13 protein-coding genes are annotated in these 15,906 nt (G+C 67.0%); 8 read left to right on the top strand and 5 right to left on the bottom strand.

Annotated features, from left to right (window positions below; genetic code table 11):
- The coding region (locus tag H0U68_RS12085; protein ID WP_296355902.1) for an FAD-dependent oxidoreductase at positions 1–672 on the bottom strand (672 nt) is incomplete at its 3' end.
- Between the two features lie 154 nt (positions 673–826).
- On the opposite strand from H0U68_RS12085, the gene H0U68_RS12090 reads away from it, so the two are divergent.
- Both H0U68_RS12090 and H0U68_RS12095 read left to right on the top strand, forming a co-directional pair.
- Complete coding sequence (locus tag H0U68_RS12090) at positions 827–1,615, top strand: DeoR/GlpR family DNA-binding transcription regulator (protein WP_296355877.1); 789 nt, start codon at positions 827–829, stop codon at positions 1,613–1,615.
- A gap of 84 nt (positions 1,616–1,699) precedes the next feature.
- Entirely contained in the window at positions 1,700–2,242 is a 543-nt protein-coding gene (locus H0U68_RS12095; RefSeq protein WP_296355879.1) for a DUF3617 domain-containing protein, read from the top strand.
- Here H0U68_RS12095 and H0U68_RS12100 read toward each other — a convergent pair.
- A complete protein-coding gene (locus H0U68_RS12100; RefSeq protein WP_296355882.1) occupies positions 2,214–2,930 on the bottom strand; it encodes a YggS family pyridoxal phosphate-dependent enzyme in 717 nt (238 codons plus the stop codon). The genes H0U68_RS12095 and H0U68_RS12100 overlap by 29 nt on opposite strands.
- Before the next feature lie 43 nt (positions 2,931–2,973).
- Here H0U68_RS12100 and H0U68_RS12105 point away from each other — a divergent pair, with 43 nt between their 5' ends.
- Genes H0U68_RS12105 through H0U68_RS12115 form a run of 3 tightly spaced genes read left to right on the top strand, consistent with a single transcriptional unit; the run spans position 2,974 to position 5,829 of the window.
- Positions 2,974–4,017, top strand: coding sequence for a type IV pilus twitching motility protein PilT (locus H0U68_RS12105; protein WP_296355884.1), 1,044 nt, complete (start codon positions 2,974–2,976; stop codon positions 4,015–4,017).
- A 19-nt stretch (positions 4,018–4,036) separates the two neighbouring features.
- On the top strand, positions 4,037–4,660 hold the full coding sequence (locus H0U68_RS12110) for a cyclic nucleotide-binding domain-containing protein (protein WP_296355886.1): 624 nt from the start codon (positions 4,037–4,039) through the stop codon (positions 4,658–4,660).
- Between the two features lie 32 nt (positions 4,661–4,692).
- Complete coding sequence (locus H0U68_RS12115) at positions 4,693–5,829, top strand: PilT/PilU family type 4a pilus ATPase (protein WP_296355888.1); 1,137 nt, start codon at positions 4,693–4,695, stop codon at positions 5,827–5,829.
- 139 nt (positions 5,830–5,968) lie between these two features.
- On the opposite strand, the gene H0U68_RS12120 is transcribed toward H0U68_RS12115, so the two are convergent.
- Complete coding sequence (locus tag H0U68_RS12120; RefSeq protein WP_296355890.1) at positions 5,969–6,667, bottom strand: hypothetical protein; 699 nt, start codon at positions 6,665–6,667, stop codon at positions 5,969–5,971.
- 128 nt (positions 6,668–6,795) lie between these two features.
- On the opposite strand from H0U68_RS12120, the gene H0U68_RS12125 reads away from it, so the two are divergent.
- On the top strand, positions 6,796–7,698 hold the full coding sequence (locus H0U68_RS12125; protein ID WP_296355892.1) for an NAD(P)-dependent oxidoreductase: 903 nt from the start codon (positions 6,796–6,798) through the stop codon (positions 7,696–7,698).
- 10 nt (positions 7,699–7,708) lie between these two features.
- Here H0U68_RS12125 and H0U68_RS12130 read toward each other — a convergent pair whose 3' ends face one another.
- Together H0U68_RS12130 and H0U68_RS12135 are read right to left on the bottom strand one after the other, a co-directional pair.
- Entirely contained in the window at positions 7,709–8,359 is a 651-nt protein-coding gene (locus H0U68_RS12130; RefSeq protein WP_296355894.1) for a BON domain-containing protein, read from the bottom strand.
- A complete protein-coding gene (locus H0U68_RS12135) occupies positions 8,356–8,955 on the bottom strand; it encodes a phosphoheptose isomerase (RefSeq protein WP_296355896.1) in 600 nt (199 codons plus the stop codon). The genes H0U68_RS12130 and H0U68_RS12135 overlap by 4 nt, the downstream gene beginning before the upstream one ends.
- Before the next feature lie 149 nt (positions 8,956–9,104).
- Between H0U68_RS12135 and H0U68_RS12140 the strand changes: the two genes are divergently transcribed.
- Together H0U68_RS12140 and H0U68_RS12145 are read left to right on the top strand one after the other, a co-directional pair.
- A complete protein-coding gene (locus H0U68_RS12140; protein ID WP_296355898.1) occupies positions 9,105–12,617 on the top strand; it encodes an RHS repeat domain-containing protein in 3,513 nt (1,170 codons plus the stop codon).
- A 26-nt stretch (positions 12,618–12,643) separates the two neighbouring features.
- The coding region (locus tag H0U68_RS12145; RefSeq protein ID WP_296355900.1) for a hypothetical protein at positions 12,644–15,906 on the top strand (3,263 nt) is incomplete at its 3' end.

Consider the following 15,906-nt stretch of genomic DNA (forward strand, 5'->3'; position numbering starts at 1 on the left):
CCGCACGACGCGGCCATGCGGCCGGCCTGGATGGTGCGCGCCGGCTTCAGGCTGCAGGGTCGCGGTCCAGCCCCCGGGGCCGCGCTGGGCCGCCGTGCAGCGGGTGCGGGTGAGAATGCGCGCGCCGCGCGCCTGCGCGTCGAGCGCGGCCAGCACCACCAGCCGCGCGTCGTCCACCCAGGCGTCGGAGTAGACGAAGGCGCGGCCCAGGTGCGGCTGCAGGCAGTCGCCCAGCGCGTGCCGGCGCAGGTCCACGCCGGTGCTGGCGGGCAGCAGGTCGCGGCGCGCCAAGTGGTCGTAGAGGAACAGGCCGCAGCGGATCATCCATGCCGGCCGCATCGAGGGATCGTGCGGGATCACGAAGCGCAGCGGCCGGATGATGTGCGGCGCGCTCCTGAGCAGCACCTCGCGTTCCTGCAGCGCCTTGCGCACCAGCGAGAACTCGTAGTGCTCCAGGTAGCGCAGGCCGCCGTGGATCAGTTTGGTGGAGGCCGACGACGTGTGCTGCGCGAGGTCGTCCTGCTCGCACAGCACCACGCGCCAGCCGCGCCCGGCCAGGTCGCGGGCGATGCCGGCGCCATTGATGCCGCCGCCGACCACCAGCACGTCGCAATCGGATTCGCCTGGAAGTGCGTCGCCGGGGGCTCCGGACGGGCGTGGGGACAGAGGGATGGCCACGGCGCTGTATGGAAGAGATGTATCCGGATGTTTTTCGCTTGCGTTCTATTTTGTTTCGCTTTTGCGCGAATAGAGCAAGAGTTTTCCCTCGGTCTGTTTCGTTTGGTTGCGTCTAAGCTCCCCCGGCACACCTCGAGAGCGCAGAACGATGAATTCCAATCCCCGCCAGCTCAAGCTGCTCGCAGTCGTGCGCGAACGCGGTTCGGTCACGGTCGAAGAACTGGCGGAGCAGCTGGGCGTGACGCTGCAGACGGTGCGCCGCGACGTGCAGCGCATGGCGGAAGAAGGCCTGCTCACGCGCTTCCACGGCGGCGTGCGCGTGCCGAGTTCCACCACCGAGAACATCGCGCACCAGCAGCGCGTGCGCCTGCACGTGGGCGGCAAGGCGGCGATCGCGCGGGCGGTGGCGCGCCAGGTGCCCAACGGCTGTTCGCTGCTGATCAACATCGGCACCACCACCGAGGCGATCGCGCGCGAGCTGCTGCACCACAAGGGCCTGCGCGTCATCACCAACAACCTGAACGTGGCGGCCATCCTCAGCCCCAACCCCGATTGCGAGGTGATCGTGGCCGGCGGCGTGGTGCGCGCGCGCGACCTGGGCATCATCGGCGAGCCGGCGGTGGATTTCATCGCCCAGTTCAAGGTGGACATCGGGCTGATCGGCATCTCCGGCATCGAGGCCGACGGATCGCTGCGCGACTTCGACTACCGCGAGGTGAAGGTCGCGCAGACCATCATCCAGCAGTCGCGCGAGGTCTGGCTGGCCGCCGACCACAGCAAGTTCCACCGGCCTGCCATGGTCGAACTGGCGCGGCTGGCCCAGATCGACCGGCTGTTCACCGACAAGCCGGCGCCCGAGCCATTTCCGCAGCTGCTGGCCGAGGCCGAGGTCCAATGCGTGGTGGCCGAGGGCCACGCTGAGCCAAAGCGAAAATAAACGAACAGCGTTTACCGGCGCGGGGCGCTCCGCCGGCGCGGGCAGAATCCGGTTTTTCATTCTCATCTGCCAGAGGGGTTTCGCATGTCCATCCGCGTGTTTGTCGCCGCCGGCCTTGCGCTGGCCAGCCTGGCCGCCTCGGCGCAATCGCTCAAGCCCGGCCTGTGGGACATCACCAGCAAGACCCAGGGCGGCCAGATGGAGCAGGCACAGGCCGAGATGCGCAAGCAGATGGCCGCCATGCCGCCCGAGCAGCGCAAGATGATGGAAGACATGCTGGCCAAGCAGGGCGTGAAGATGGGGACCGGCGCGGGCGGCATGGTCATGCAGATCTGCATGACCAAGGAGATGACCGAGCGCAACGAGATTCCCATGGGCAACAGCGACTGCAAGACGACCAGCCAGTCGCGCAGCGGCAGCACCATGAAGTTCGCGTTCGCCTGCGGCAATCCGCCGTCCAGCGGCGAGGGCGAATACACCATGCTCGGCTCGGACGCCTACAAGAGCCGCATGACCCTCAAGACGGTGATCGCCGGCAAGCCCGACACCATGACCATGGAAGGCAGCGGCAAGTGGCTGGCCGCCGACTGCGGCAGCGTCAAGCCGCTGGCGGTGCCGAAGAAGTGAGCCTGGCGGGGCGGCCGCCGAAGATGGCCGTGCCCACCCGCACCATGGTGGCGCCGGCCTGCACGGCGGCCTCCAGGTCGGACGTCATGCCCATGGACAGCGTGTCCAGCGGCAGGCCGGCCGCGCGCAGGTCGTCGAACAGCACCCGCGCGCGCAGGTGCACCGCGGTCTGCGCGGCGACGCCCGCGGCCGGCTCCGGAATGGTCATGATGCCGCGCAGCGCCAGCCGCGGCAGCGCCGCGACCTCGCGCGCCAGCGCCAGCGCGTCCTGCGGCGCGACGCCGGCCTTGTTCGCCCCGCCGTCGATGTTCACCTGGATGCATACGTTCAGCGGCGGCTTGTCGGTGGGGCGCTGCTCGGACAGGCGCTGCGCGAGCTTCAACCGGTCCACCGTGTGGGCCCAGTCGAAATGCGCGGCCACCAGCCGGCTCTTGTTGCTCTGGACCGGGCCGATGCAGTGCCACTCCAGCGGCAGGTCGGCCAGCAGCGCGATCTTCTCCACCGCTTCCTGGATGTAGTTTTCGCCGAACGCGCGCTGGCCGGCGGCGTGTGCGTCGCGCACCGCCTGTGGGCCGAATGTCTTGGAAACCGCCAGCAGCGTGACTTCGTTCACGGGCCGATGCGCCGCCGCACAGGCGGCGGCGATGCGCTGGTGAACGTGCTGGAGCTTGCTCCCAATCGTCGTCATAATGATTCGGCTACTGTCGAGCGTCGTGAGAGAAGAGGGATTCGTGGATATTACCCAGCTGCTGGCGTTCAGCGTCAAGAACAAGGCTTCCGACCTGCACCTGTCGGCCGGCCTGCCGCCCATGATCCGCGTGCACGGCGACGTGCGCCGCATCAACGTCGACCCCATGGACCACAAGCAGGTCCACGCCATGGTCTACGACATCATGAACGACTCGCAGCGCAAGCAGTACGAGGAATTCCTGGAGTGCGACTTCTCCTTCGAGATCGAAGGGCTGGCGCGCTTTCGCGTCAACGCCTTCAACCAGAACCGCGGCGCGGCCGCCGTGTTCCGGACCATTCCCTCGAAGATCCTCACGCTGGAACAGCTGAACACGCCGAAGATCTTCACCGAGCTGGCATTGAAGCCGCGCGGCATGGTGCTGGTGACCGGGCCCACCGGCTCGGGCAAGTCCACCACGCTGGCGGCCATGGTCAACCACCTGAACGAAACCGAATACGGCCACATCCTCACGGTGGAAGACCCGATCGAGTTCGTGCACGAATCCAAGAAGTGCCTGGTCAACCAGCGCGAGGTCGGGCCGATGACGCTGTCCTTCGCAGCTGCGCTGCGCTCGGCGCTGCGCGAAGACCCGGACTGCATCCTGGTGGGCGAAATGCGCGACCTGGAAACCATCCGCCTGGCGATGACGGCGGCGGAAACCGGCCACCTGGTGTTCGGCACGCTGCACACGTCGAGCGCGGCCAAGACCATCGACCGCGTCATCGACGTGTTTCCGGCCGAGGAAAAGGAAATGGTCCGCGCCATGCTGTCGGAGTCGCTGCAGGCGGTGATCTCGCAGACGCTGTGCAAGACCAAGGACGGCACTGGCCGGGTCGCCGCGCACGAGATCATGCTGGGCACCTCGGCCATCCGCAACCTGATCCGCGAAGCCAAGGTGGCGCAGATGTATTCCGCCATCCAGACCGGCAACAGCTTCGGCATGCAGACGCTGGACCAGAACCTGTCCGACCTGGTCAAGCGCAACCTGATCAGCCCGGCCGAGGCGCGCAGCAAGGCGAAGATCCCCGAGAACTTCCCCGGCTAGAACGGCAGGAACACACACCATGAAGGGCGTCCTCGACCTGCTGCGCCGCGCGTCCCCGCGCGGCGGCGACGTGCAAGATTCGCTGCTGTTCACCACCGCCTTCGCCGACCAGGGCGTCGATCCCTCGATGCTGGTTCCCTGGGAGGCGCGCGCCAACGAGGTCGGCGCCAAGCGCATCTCGGGCACGCGCGGCATGGGCCAGCTGCAGGCGCTGTGGGCCAAGGATAAGTACATGGGCCGGCTGGACGCCGAGGCGGTGCGGCGGCTGGAGAAGTTCTTCGACTTCGCCTTCGTGCCGGCCGACCGCGACATCGTGCGCCAGGACGAATACGGCAACTTCATGGTGGTGCTGCTGTCCGGCACCATCGCGGTGGACCGGCTGCAGCCCTGGGGCGAGCAGATGCGCCTGACCGAGGCGCGGCCCGGCGACATCCTGGGCGAGATGTCGCTGCTGGACAGCGGCATGCGGTTTTCCGCATGCATCAGCCTGACGGAATGCGACATCGCCGTGCTCGGCGCCGAGGCCATGGACCAGATGATGCGCGAGCAGCCGCATCTGGCAGCCTCCCTGGTGGCGCTGCTGGCGCGCAAGCTCTCCATGCGCTTGCGCGTCGTGGGAGCCCGCCTGTCCGAGCGGCGTTGAACTGAACGAAGAGACAGCGAAGGAATAGCGCCATGGAACGCGATCAGGCGAGTAAATTCATCAACGACCTGCTGAAGCTGATGATCAGCCGCAATGGCAGCGACCTGTTCATCACGGGCGACTTTCCGCCCGCGATCAAGGTCGACGGCAAGATCACCAAGGTGTCGCCTCAGCCGCTGCAGGGCGGCCACACGCTCGCGCTGGCGCGCTCGATCATGAGCGACAAGCAGGCCGCGGAGTTCGAACGCACCAAGGAGTGCAACTTCGCGATCTCGCCGCCGAGCATCGGGCGCTTTCGCGTCAACGCCTTCGTGCAGCAGGGCAAGGTGGGCATGGTGCTGCGGGTGATCCCGCAGACGCTGCCGACCATCGATGGCCTGGGCATTCCGCAGGTGCTCAAGGAAATCGTGATGTCCAAGCGCGGCCTGTGCATCCTGGTGGGCGCCACCGGCTCGGGCAAGTCCACCAGCCTGGCCTCCATGATCGACTGGCGCAACGAGAACTCCTACGGCCACATCATCACCATCGAGGACCCGGTGGAATTCGTGCATCCGCACAAGAACTGCGTGGTGACGCAGCGCGAAGTGGGGCTGGACACCGACAGCTGGGAAGCCGCGCTGAAGAACACGCTGCGCCAGGCGCCCGACGTGATTCTGATGGGCGAGATCCGCGACCGCGAAACCATGGAGCACGCGGTGGCCTTCGCCGAAACCGGCCACCTGTGCATGGCCACGCTGCACGCCAACAGCGCCAACCAGGCGCTGGACCGCGTGATCAACTTCTTCCCCGAGGAGCGGCGCACGCAGCTGCTGATGGACCTGTCGCTCAACCTGAAGGCCTTCGTGTCGCAGCGCCTGATTCCCAAGCAGGACGGCAAGGGCCGCGCGCCGGCGGTGGAGATCATGCTGAACACGCCGCTGATCTCCGACCTGATCTTCAAGGGCGAGGTCTCCGAGATCAAGGAGATCATGAAGAAGAGCCGCAACCTGGGCATGCAGACCTTCGACCAGGCGCTGTTCGACCTGTACGAGAACAGCGTCATCACCTATGAAGACGCGCTGCGCAACGCCGACTCGGTGAACGACCTGCGCCTGCAAATCAAACTGAACAGCCAGCGCGCGAAGAGCTCCGACCTGGCAGCTGGGACCGAACATCTAGCCATCGTCTGACGGCGCGGAGCGACGCTGGCGCTGGAGGGCGCGGAACAACGTGCAGCGCACTCCCTCTTGCGAGGCGGAACCGGCTTCGCCGGGCCGCCTCGCACCAATCCTCAACCCACTTTGAAATCGCGCAGCGATTTCAAAGTGATTACCTTGCGAAGCAGTAGAAGCGTCCCGCGCCGCCGGTGCTGACCAGGCCTTGCTGCGTGCAGCCTGAGGTCTGGTGCGAGAAGTTCCAGGACTTGGCCCAGTTCTCGGGCAGCGGGCCGTTGCGGTCGTGGTGGCCGACGACCGCCGAGCCGTCGGGGCCGCTGTGGGTCCAGGCCTTGCACGTGGTGTCGGTCTGCGGGGCAAAGGCAGTGCCGTCGGCGCGCGAGCCGGTCAGCATGTCGTGCTCGTTGGGGTTGTCGCCGCGGCCGCGCACCAGGTTGCCGCGCTCGTCCAGCGCCGTGTCCTTGGAGATGTTGTTGCCGTCGTGCAGGTGCCCGACGTCGCGCGCGATCAGCACGCCCTTGGCGTTGTGCCAGGGGCCGCTGCCGATGCGGTCGCGCGCATTGACCGCGGGCACGCCTGGCGAGGTGCCGCCCGGCATGGTGGGCGCCACGCTGAGATAGGCGCGCCAGGTCCGGCCGCCGGCGCCGGCCGCGGTCGCCAGCTGCTGGCAGTGCGCATCGGCGCCCGCCAGCCCGCCCAGATCCGCGCCCTTGCCGCTGCCCGCGCTGGTGACGAAGAAGCCCATGGGACCGGTGGCCGGCGCCGCGGCGGTGCCGCCGGTGGTAGTGGTGCACGCGGCGAGCAGCGCGAACAGGCCGGCAGCGGTGGCAACGGCGGCGAACTTCTTTTTCATGGGTGCTCCAGGTGATTGCGGTGCACGGATTAAGCCGCACGGGGCCGCCGGTGTGTTCAGGGGGTCCCCTAACACTCTATTCGCAATGGCGGGTCCCTACAATTGCCCGCACGCCCAGGAGCAGCAGCATGCCTTCCACGAATCCCAAGACGTACGAACCCACCCCGCCGCGCAAAGTCGCCTTCCTCGGCCTTGGCGTGATGGGCTTTCCCATGGCCGGCCACCTGGCGCTGGCCGGCCACAAGGTCACGGTCTACAACCGCAGCGCGGACAAGTCGCTGGCGTGGTGCAAGGAGTTCACCGGCGGCTCCCGCCCGACGCCGCGCGAAGCGGCGGCCGACGCCGACATCGTGTTCTGCTGCGTCGGCAACGACGACGACCTGCGCGCCGTGGCGCTGGGACCGGACGGCGCTTTCGCCGGCATGAAGCCGGGCGCGATCCTGGTGGACCACACCACCGCCTCGGCCAACGTCGCGCGCGAGCTGGCCGCGGAGGCCCGCGCACGCGGCCTGTCCTTCGTCGACGCCCCGGTCTCGGGCGGCCAGGCCGGCGCCCAGAACGGGCTGCTCACCGTCATGTGCGGCGGCGACGCGGCGGCCTTCGACGCCGCCCGGCCAGCGGCCATGGCGTTCTCGCGCGCCTTCACGTTGCTGGGCGACAGCGGCGCCGGCCAGCTCGCCAAGATGGTCAACCAGATTGCCATTGCCGGGCTGGTGCAGGGCTTGTCGGAAGCCATCGCCTTCGGCCAGAAGGCCGGGCTGGACATGGAGCAGGTGCTCGAGGTGATCGGCAAGGGCGCGGCGCAGAGCTGGCAGATGGACAACCGCGGCAAGACCATGATCGCCGACCAGTTCGAGTTCGGCTTCGCCGTGGCCTGGATGCGCAAGGACCTGGGCCTGGTGCTGGACGAAGCCAAGCGCAACGGCGCGCGGCTGCCGGTCACCGCGCTGGTGGACCAGTTCTACGCCGACGTGCAGGCCCAGGGCGGCGCCCGCTGGGACACGTCCAGCCTGATCCGCCGCCTGCGCTAGATCGGCGGCTTCAGCTGCGCGGCGCGTTGGCGGGGGGGGCGAGTGGCGCCGGGCTGCGGCGCAGCTCTTCCTCGCTGACGGTTTCGAACAGCCGCACCACGCGCGTCACGCCGCCCACGTTGCGCGCGATCTGCGTCGCGCGGTCGGCTTCGCGCTGCGTCACGCGGCCCATCAGGTAGACGGTGGCGCGCTCGGTCACCACGCGGAAGGCATGGACCTGCACGTCGGGCGCGTCCACCAGCGAGGCCTTGATCTTGCCGGTGATCAGCACATCGTTGGAGCGTTGCTGCAGGCTGGTGGTGCCCATCACGCCCAGCTCGTTGAAGGTGCCGCGCACGTTCTCCACGCGCGCCACGATCTGCTCGGCCTGCTGCTTGGCCTGGTCGCTCGGCACCTCGCCGGTCAGCAGCACCTGGCGGTTGTAGCTGGTCAAATTGATGTGGGCGCGCTCGCCGAAGGCGCCGCGCAGGCTGCTGGCCGCGCGCAATTCGATGCGCTCATCCTCGAGCTGCGTGCCCGAGGTGCGGCGGTCGGTGGCCACCAGCGCGGTACCGGCGGCGGCGCCGATGATCAGCGGCGCGCAGGCGCTCAGCGCCGCCGCCAGGGCCGATGCCGCCAGCGTGGTGAGCAGCAGGCGGGAGGAGGGGAGAAGCGATGTCATGTCGGGGGTTCCTGTTCTCCGAGAAGCTGGGCGTCCACGCCGTCGCAGATGCAGTGCAGCGCGAGGATGTGGACCTCCTGGATGCGGGCGGTCCGCTCGTGCGGAACGCAGATGTGGACGTCGGTCTCGCGCAGCCGCGCGGCCATCTGGCCGCCGCCGCGCCCGGTCAGCGCCACCACCGACATCTCGCGCTCGTGCGCCGCCTCGATGGCGGCCAGCACGTTGGGCGAATTGCCGCTGGTGGACAGCGCCAGCAGCACGTCGCCCGCCTGGCCCAGCGCGCGCACCTGCTTGGAATAGATGCGCTCGAAGTCGTAGTCGTTGGCGATGGCGGTGAGGATGGAGCTGTCGGTGGTGAGCGCGATCGCGCCCAGCTCCGGGCGCTCGCGCTCGAAGCGGCCGACGAACTCGGCCGCGAAGTGCTGCGCGTCGGCCGCCGAGCCGCCGTTGCCGCAGGCCAGCACCTTGCCGCCGCTGGTGACGCAGGCCAGCATCGCCTGCACGGCGGCGGCGATGGGCTTGCTGAGGACTTGCGCGGACTGGTACTTCAGGTCGGCGCTGTCGATGAAGTGCTGCTGGATGCGTTGCTCGAGCATGGTCCGCGATGATAAACCCCTGATGGATGGACCTGCGGCAAGCGCGCCCTGCTTTCGCAGATGTGTCAACCGAAGGCCTTGTGAACTTTTGCCATTTGTGACCGGCGTGCGGATGAGCTAAGGTCGCGACCCTGGAATTGAGGGTAGTCATGGCAGAGTTCGCAACATGTGGTGCACCGGCACGGCGCACCAACAAGCACGCCCGCCCGGCGAAGCAGGACTTCAACACAGTGGGGGCGTGCAGTGTGGCGGATCTTGTCGTGAGGCTGCGCTCCTCGGCAGATCGATGGCTGCGCACAACGAAGACCATGATGGCGTGGCTGCTCCTCCTGCTCACAGCCCAGGCGTTCGCGCAGGAAGTCGTTCCCGATTTCTATCGGGACCCCGGCCTGTATCCGAACCGCAGTTACGTCAACCAGGCGTTCAGCGAACACATCGACCCCTTCACGGGCGCACTGCAGCTGCACTACGTGGACATGCACCTTCCGGGCAACGGCGGCTTCGACATCGATGTGGTGCGGTCGTACAACAGCGCGTCGGTCGATCCGGCTCACCCGACCGCCGAGGACTCGCACGCCGGGGTCGGCTGGACCGTCCACTTCGGACGGGTCCTCAAAACCGGGAACACCTCTGTGTGCACCAACGATTCTCCGTCGATCGTGGGCAACCCGGTGCTGGAACTGCAGGACGGCAGCCGCCAGTTGCTCACTTTCACCGGCGGCACCAGCCCGCAGATGCTGACCACGCAGCGCTGGAGGGCGGACTGTGCTTCCGGATCCGGAGGCCTCATCGTCTATTCGCCGGATGGAAGGCGGTACGACATGACGCAGATGTACAACGTCGGCACAGGCGTCAACAACGTGTATGCATGGTACACAACCCGGATCACGGACAGGAACGGCAACTACGCCACGATCAGCTACACGTCCGCGGCAGGCAGGCCGCAAATCACGGGCCTGTCCGCCAGCGACGGCCGCTCGGCCAGTTTCAGTTACCTGGAAGGTGGCACCGTCAACCGCCGCATCAGCTCCATCAGTGCCGCGGGCAATACGGTCGACTATTCGTACACGCCGCTGACGGGCTACAGCGGAGAGTACTTTCTCTCGCGGGTGACGCGCCCGGACGGAACGTACTGGAACTACAATTACAACCAGCAGATCGATCCGACGGCGGGCAGCTTCGCCGTGAACCAGGTCACGTACCCGCAGGGGGGAACGATCAGCTACGGGTACGCTTTCGCGTACTTCGACCCGCAGGGCAACCCCAGCGCGCGCACCACGGTCGTGAGTTCCAAGTCGCAGAGCACAGGCGGCACCTGGTCCTTCAGCTACACCCCAGGCAGTTACGGCGTCTATGACAAGACAGTGGTGACCACGCCCGCAGGCGCAATCACCTACCAACACATCGGGCCGCTCTATTCCGGCTCCGGAACCGTATGGATGGTGGGATTGCTCACGTCCAGGTCGGATGCCGAGCAGACGGAAAACTACACCTGGACCAAGCAGGAAATTTCCAACGAGACCTACTTTCGCCCTGGCCAGTTCGTCACCAAGGTGGACAACAACTCGACCAATGCACCGGTGCTGCAACAGAAGTCCATCACCCGCGATGGCGCGACGTACACCACCAGCTACAGCGCGTTCGATACTTACGGGAATCCAACCAGCGTGTCGGAGGCCGGACCGAACGGCGGAAGTCGAACGACGACGCTTGGCTACTACACCGACACCTCCAAGTGGATCATCCGGCAGGTGCAGAACGAAAGCTTCAGCGGCGGCTCGGTCACCCGCAATTTCGACGGTAACGGAAACCTCACGTCCATCACCCGCGATGGCGTTGTCACTACCTACAGCTACGACGGCCAGGGAAACGTTTCCTCCGCGACGCTTCCCAGGTCCCTGACCTCTTCCTATTCCAGCTACAAGCGCGGCATCGCCCAATCCGAAACCCAGCCGGAAGGCATTTTCATCTCCCGTGTCGTCAGCGACGCGGGGAACGTCACGTCGGAAACCAACGGCGAGTCGCGAACGACAGCCTATACCTACGACGGCTTGAATCGCGTCAAGTCCATCGACTACCCCGCCGGCAGTTCCGCGACCATCTCATATGGCACGGCATCGAAAACCGCGACGCGCGGCTCCCTGACGGAGACGACCCAGTACGACGGCTTCGGCCGCACCACCAGCATCACGCTGGGCGGCATCGCGCGTTCGTACACCGTGGATGCGCTGGGGCGCACGACCTTCGCGTCCGACCCGGCTTCCTCGGCCGGCACGAGCTACCAGTACGACATCTTGAACCGGTTGACCAGGGTGAGCCACAGCGCCGACGGTACATACCAGGCAATCGCGTACGGCGCGGCAAGCAAGACCGTGACCAATGAGCGGACGAAGTCCACCACGTCCACGTACCGCGCCTACGGCGACCCCGACCGGCAGTTCCTGATGGGCATTGCGTCGCCGGTGTCCGCCGCCAATCTGTCGATGGCGCGAAACAGCCGGGACCTGGTCACTTCCATCACGCAGGCGGGCATCACGCGCACCTACGGATACAACGGCAGCTACTACCTGACGTCGGTCACCAATCCGGAGACGGGGAACACGACCTATGGACGCGATTCCGCCGGCAACATGACGTCCCGCACGGTCGGAAGCTCCGGCCTCACCACGTTCGGCTACGACGGCCAGAACCGGTTGGCGTCGGTGACGTATCCGGGCAGCACGCCAGCCGTGACCCAGAGCTATACCAGGACCAGCAAGCTCCAGTCGGTGACGACGAGCGCGGTGAGCCGCAACTACAGCTACGACGCCAACGACAACCTGACCAACGAGTCGATGACCATCAACGGCATCACGCTGGCCGCGACGTACGGCTACAACACGCTGGATCAGCTGAGCTCGATCACCTATCCGCGGTCCGGCAGCGTCGTCAGCTACTCGCCCGATGTGCTGGGCCGGCCGACCCAGGTTTCGGGCTACGTCAATAGCGTGTCCTACTGGCCGTCGGGCCAGATCAGCCAGATCAACTATGGCAATGGAACCGTCACCGCTTACGGGCAGGGCACGCGCTTGTGGCCCAGTTCGTTCAGCACGCAAAAAGGCGGCACTTTCTACTCGAACAGCTTGTACGGCTACGACGGCGTCGGCAACCTGACCAGCATCAGCGACTTCACGGACAGCAGCTACACCCGGACGCTGAATTACGACGATATCGATCGGTTGGCGAGCGCCAGCGGGCCCTGGGGTGGGGGAACGATCGCATACAGCGGCGGCGGCAACATCACCAGCCAATCGTTCGGCACGTTCAGCCTGATCTACAGCTACGACGGCAGCAACCGCCTCAGCAGCGTTTCCGGGTACCGCGCTGCCTCGTACGGCTACGACGCTTACGGCAACATCACTTCCGGTGCGGGGAACAGCTACGCCTATGAGGGCGCGCCCAACCTCACGTGCATCAACTGCTCGGACCCGGCGCTGAAAATCGCGTATGTCTATGACGGCCTGAACCGGAGGGTGTCCGTCACGAAAGGCGGCGTCACCAGCTACGAGTTCTACGACTCCAGGGGGAACCAGCTGGTCGAGTACACACCGAGCCAGTCCAACAAGCTCGTCGAATACATCTACCTGGGTGGCAAGCGCGTTGCCCAACGCGTTTCGCCGTGACCGAACAACACATCCCAGGATCAAGAATGAAAACAGGCATTGGTCATTTCCTGCGCCGAGCCTTCGCCCTGCTGGCGCTGCTTCTTGCATCGTCGCTTGCACAGGCGCAGAACAACGCCGCGTTCGTCTCGCAAAGCGTGCCGGCGACGATGGTGAGCGGGCAGAAGTACAACGTCTCCATCACTCTTTTCAACAACGGCACGAACACTTGGTCCCCGACGAGTTTCCAGCTGGGCTCGCAGAGCCCCGCGAACAACCAGACCTGGGGTTTGTCGCGCGTTCCCGTGCTCACCTATGTCGCGCGCGGCAAGGACAACTACACCTTCGCCTTTGAAGTAACGGCGCCGCTGACCGCGGGCACCTATAACTTCCAATGGAAGATGATCCAGGGCACGTCGGGCTGGTTCGGTGCGCCGACCACCAACGTCGCCGTCGCCGTCGTCGGCCCACCCACCATCTCGGCGTCCCAGGCTCCGTCGCCTCTGGTGGCAGGGCAGCCGTTCACGTTGACGTGGAACACGACGGATGCAACGTCGGTGACGCGCAACTGCACGGCAAGCGGCACCGGGTTCAGCGGCAGCGCCACCATGCCCACGGTGAGCGGCACGTCCAACGCAACCGCGAGTGCCGCCTGGGTCGGGTATCCCTCCACCTGCACGTGGACGGCGACAGGCCTCGGCGGTAGCGCGACCTACACGCAGACGGTCACGACTTCGGCCGCGCCGCCGACGGTCAGCGTGTCGCGCACTCCGTCGCCGATGGTCGCGGGGCAAAGTTTCACGCTGACCTGGAACACCACTGACGCCACCTCGGTGACGCGCAGCTGCACGGCCAGCGGCACGGGATTCACCGGCAGTTCCACCATGCCGACGGTGAGCGGCACCTCCACAGGCACGGCCAGTGCGGCCTGGGTGGGTTATCCATCCAGCTGTACGTGGACAGCCACGGGCGCCGGCGGCACGGCGGCGTTCACGGAGACGATGACGACTGTGGCGTTGCCGACGATCAGCGTGACGCGCACGCCATCGCCGATGGTCGCGGGGCAAAGCTACACGCTGAGCTGGAACTCGGCCAACACCACCTCGGTGACGCGCAGTTGTACGGCCAGCGGCACGGGATTTGCCGGCAACTCCACCATGCCGACGGCCAGCGGCACGTCCACCGGCACCGCCGACCCGGCTTGGGTGGGCTATCCGTCCACCTGCACATGGACCGCGGCAGGCAGCGGCGGCAGCGCGACGTTCACGGAAACCATGACGACGGCGTCCGGGGCGCCCACGATCAGCGTTTCGCGCACGCCCTCGCCCATGGTTCCAGGGCAAAGCTACACGCTGACGTGGAACACGACGAACGCAACCTCCGTCGCGCGCAGCTGCACGGCCAGCGGTACGGGGTTCAGCGGCAGCGCCACCATGCCGACGGTCAGCGGCACATCCACCGGCACGGCCGACCCCGCCTGGGCGGGCTATCCGTCCACCTGCACGTGGACGGCCACGGGAACCGGCGGCACGGCCACGTTCACCGAAACGATGACGACCTCGCCCCCCGCGACCATCACCGTCTCGCGCACGCCTTCGACGATGGTCGCAGGCCAGGGCTACACACTCACGTGGAGCTCGACCGACGCAAGTTCGGTGTCGCGCAGCTGCACCTCGACCGGAACAGGCTTTGCGGGCAGTTCGACGCTTGCCGTCAGCGGGACTTCGAGCGGAACGGCCGACCCGCTCTGGGTGGGTTATCCGTCCACCTGCACGTGGACAACCACGGGCAGCGGCGGCACGGCGACGTTCACGGAAACCATGACGACTTCGGCCGCGGCGCCGACGATCAGCGTCTCGCGCACGCCCTCGACCATGGTGGCGGGGCAGAGCTACACGCTGACCTGGAACACAACCAGTGCCACGTCGGTGACGCGCAGCTGCACGGCCAGCGGCACCGGGTTCAGTGGCAGCTCCACCATGCCGACGGTCAGCGGCACATCGACCGGCAGCGCCGATCCGCTGTGGGTGGGGTACCCCTCTGCCTGCACGTGGACGGCCACCGGCAGCGGCGGCACCGCGACGTTCACCGAAACGATGACCACCTCGGCGGCACCACCGACGATCAGCGTTTCGCGCAGCCCGTCGACGATGGTGGCTGGGCAAGGCTACACGCTGACCTGGAACACGGCCAACGCGACCTCGGTGACACGCAGCTGCACGGCCAGCGGCACCGGCTACAGCGGCAGCGCCACCATGCCGACGGTCAGCGGCACATCCACCGGAACGCCCGACCCCGCCTGGGTGGGATACCCCTCCACCTGCACGTGGACGGCCACGGGCGACGGCGGCACGGCGACGTTCACCGAGACGATGCGGACCTCGGCACCCGCGACCATCACCGTCTCGCGTACACCGTCGCCGATGGTAGCGGGGCAAGGCTACACGCTGACGTGGAGCTCCACCAACGCCAGCTCGGTGTCGCGCAACTGCACCGCGCCAGGCACGGGCTTTGCCGGGAACTCGACGTTCGCGTCCAACGGGAGTTCGACGGGAACAGCGGATCCTTTGTGGGTGGGCTATCCCTCCAGCTGCACGTGGACCGCAACCGGCAGCGGCGGCAGCGCGACCTTCACGGAAACCATGACCACGTCGCCCGCCGCGCCGACGATCAGCGCGAGCCGCACGCCGTCGCCAATGGTGGCCGGCCAAAGCTACACCTTGACGTGGAACGCGACCAGCGCGACGTCGGTCACGCGCAGCTGCACGGCTAATGGCACCGGTTTCAGCGGCAGCGCCACCATGCCGACCGTCAGCGGCACATCGACCGGCAGCGCCGATCCTTCGTGGGTGGGCTATCCCTCCACCTGCACGTGGACGGCGACGGGCAGCGGCGGCACGACGACGTTCACGGAGACGATGACGACGTCGGCTGCACCACCGACGATCAGCGTCTCGCGCACGCCATCGCCAATGGTCGCCGGGCAAAGCTACACGCTGACCTGGAACTCCACGAACGCGACCTCGGTGGCGCGCACCTGCACGGCCAGCGGCACCGGCTTCACCGACAACTCCGCCATGCCGACGGTCAGCGGGACGTCCACCGGCACTGCCCAGGCGGCCTGGGCGGGCTACCCGTCCACCTGCACGTGGACCGCGAGCGGCGCCGGCGGGACGGCGACGTACACGGAAACCATGACGACCGCGCCGCCGCCGACGATCAGCGCCTCGCGCACGCCGTCGCCGATGGCGGCTGGGCAAAGCTACACGCTGAGCTGGAACTCGACCAACGCGACCTCGGTGACGCGCAG

It is taken from the genome of Ramlibacter sp., from assembly GCF_013697775.1.
GTDB lineage: Bacteria > Pseudomonadota > Gammaproteobacteria > Burkholderiales > Burkholderiaceae_C > Ramlibacter.

Bases quoted from the DNA above. Each gene is read 5' to 3' on its own strand.
- H0U68_RS12090 (WP_296355877.1), top strand. From the start codon at position 827: ATGAATTCCAATCCCCGCCAGCTCAAGCTGCTCGCAGTCGTGCGCGAA.
- H0U68_RS12125 (WP_296355892.1), top strand. From the start codon at position 6,796: ATGCCTTCCACGAATCCCAAGACGTACGAACCCACCCCGCCGCGCAAA.
- H0U68_RS12100 (WP_296355882.1), bottom strand. From the start codon at position 2,930: ATGACGACGATTGGGAGCAAGCTCCAGCACGTTCACCAGCGCATCGCC.
- H0U68_RS12130 (WP_296355894.1), bottom strand. From the start codon at position 8,359: ATGACATCGCTTCTCCCCTCCTCCCGCCTGCTGCTCACCACGCTGGCG.
- H0U68_RS12110 (WP_296355886.1), top strand. From the start codon at position 4,037: ATGAAGGGCGTCCTCGACCTGCTGCGCCGCGCGTCCCCGCGCGGCGGC.
- H0U68_RS12135 (WP_296355896.1), bottom strand. From the start codon at position 8,955: ATGCTCGAGCAACGCATCCAGCAGCACTTCATCGACAGCGCCGACCTG.
- H0U68_RS12095 (WP_296355879.1), top strand. From the start codon at position 1,700: ATGTCCATCCGCGTGTTTGTCGCCGCCGGCCTTGCGCTGGCCAGCCTG.
- H0U68_RS12120 (WP_296355890.1), bottom strand. From the start codon at position 6,667: ATGAAAAAGAAGTTCGCCGCCGTTGCCACCGCTGCCGGCCTGTTCGCG.
- H0U68_RS12115 (WP_296355888.1), top strand. From the start codon at position 4,693: ATGGAACGCGATCAGGCGAGTAAATTCATCAACGACCTGCTGAAGCTG.
- H0U68_RS12140 (WP_296355898.1), top strand. From the start codon at position 9,105: ATGGCAGAGTTCGCAACATGTGGTGCACCGGCACGGCGCACCAACAAG.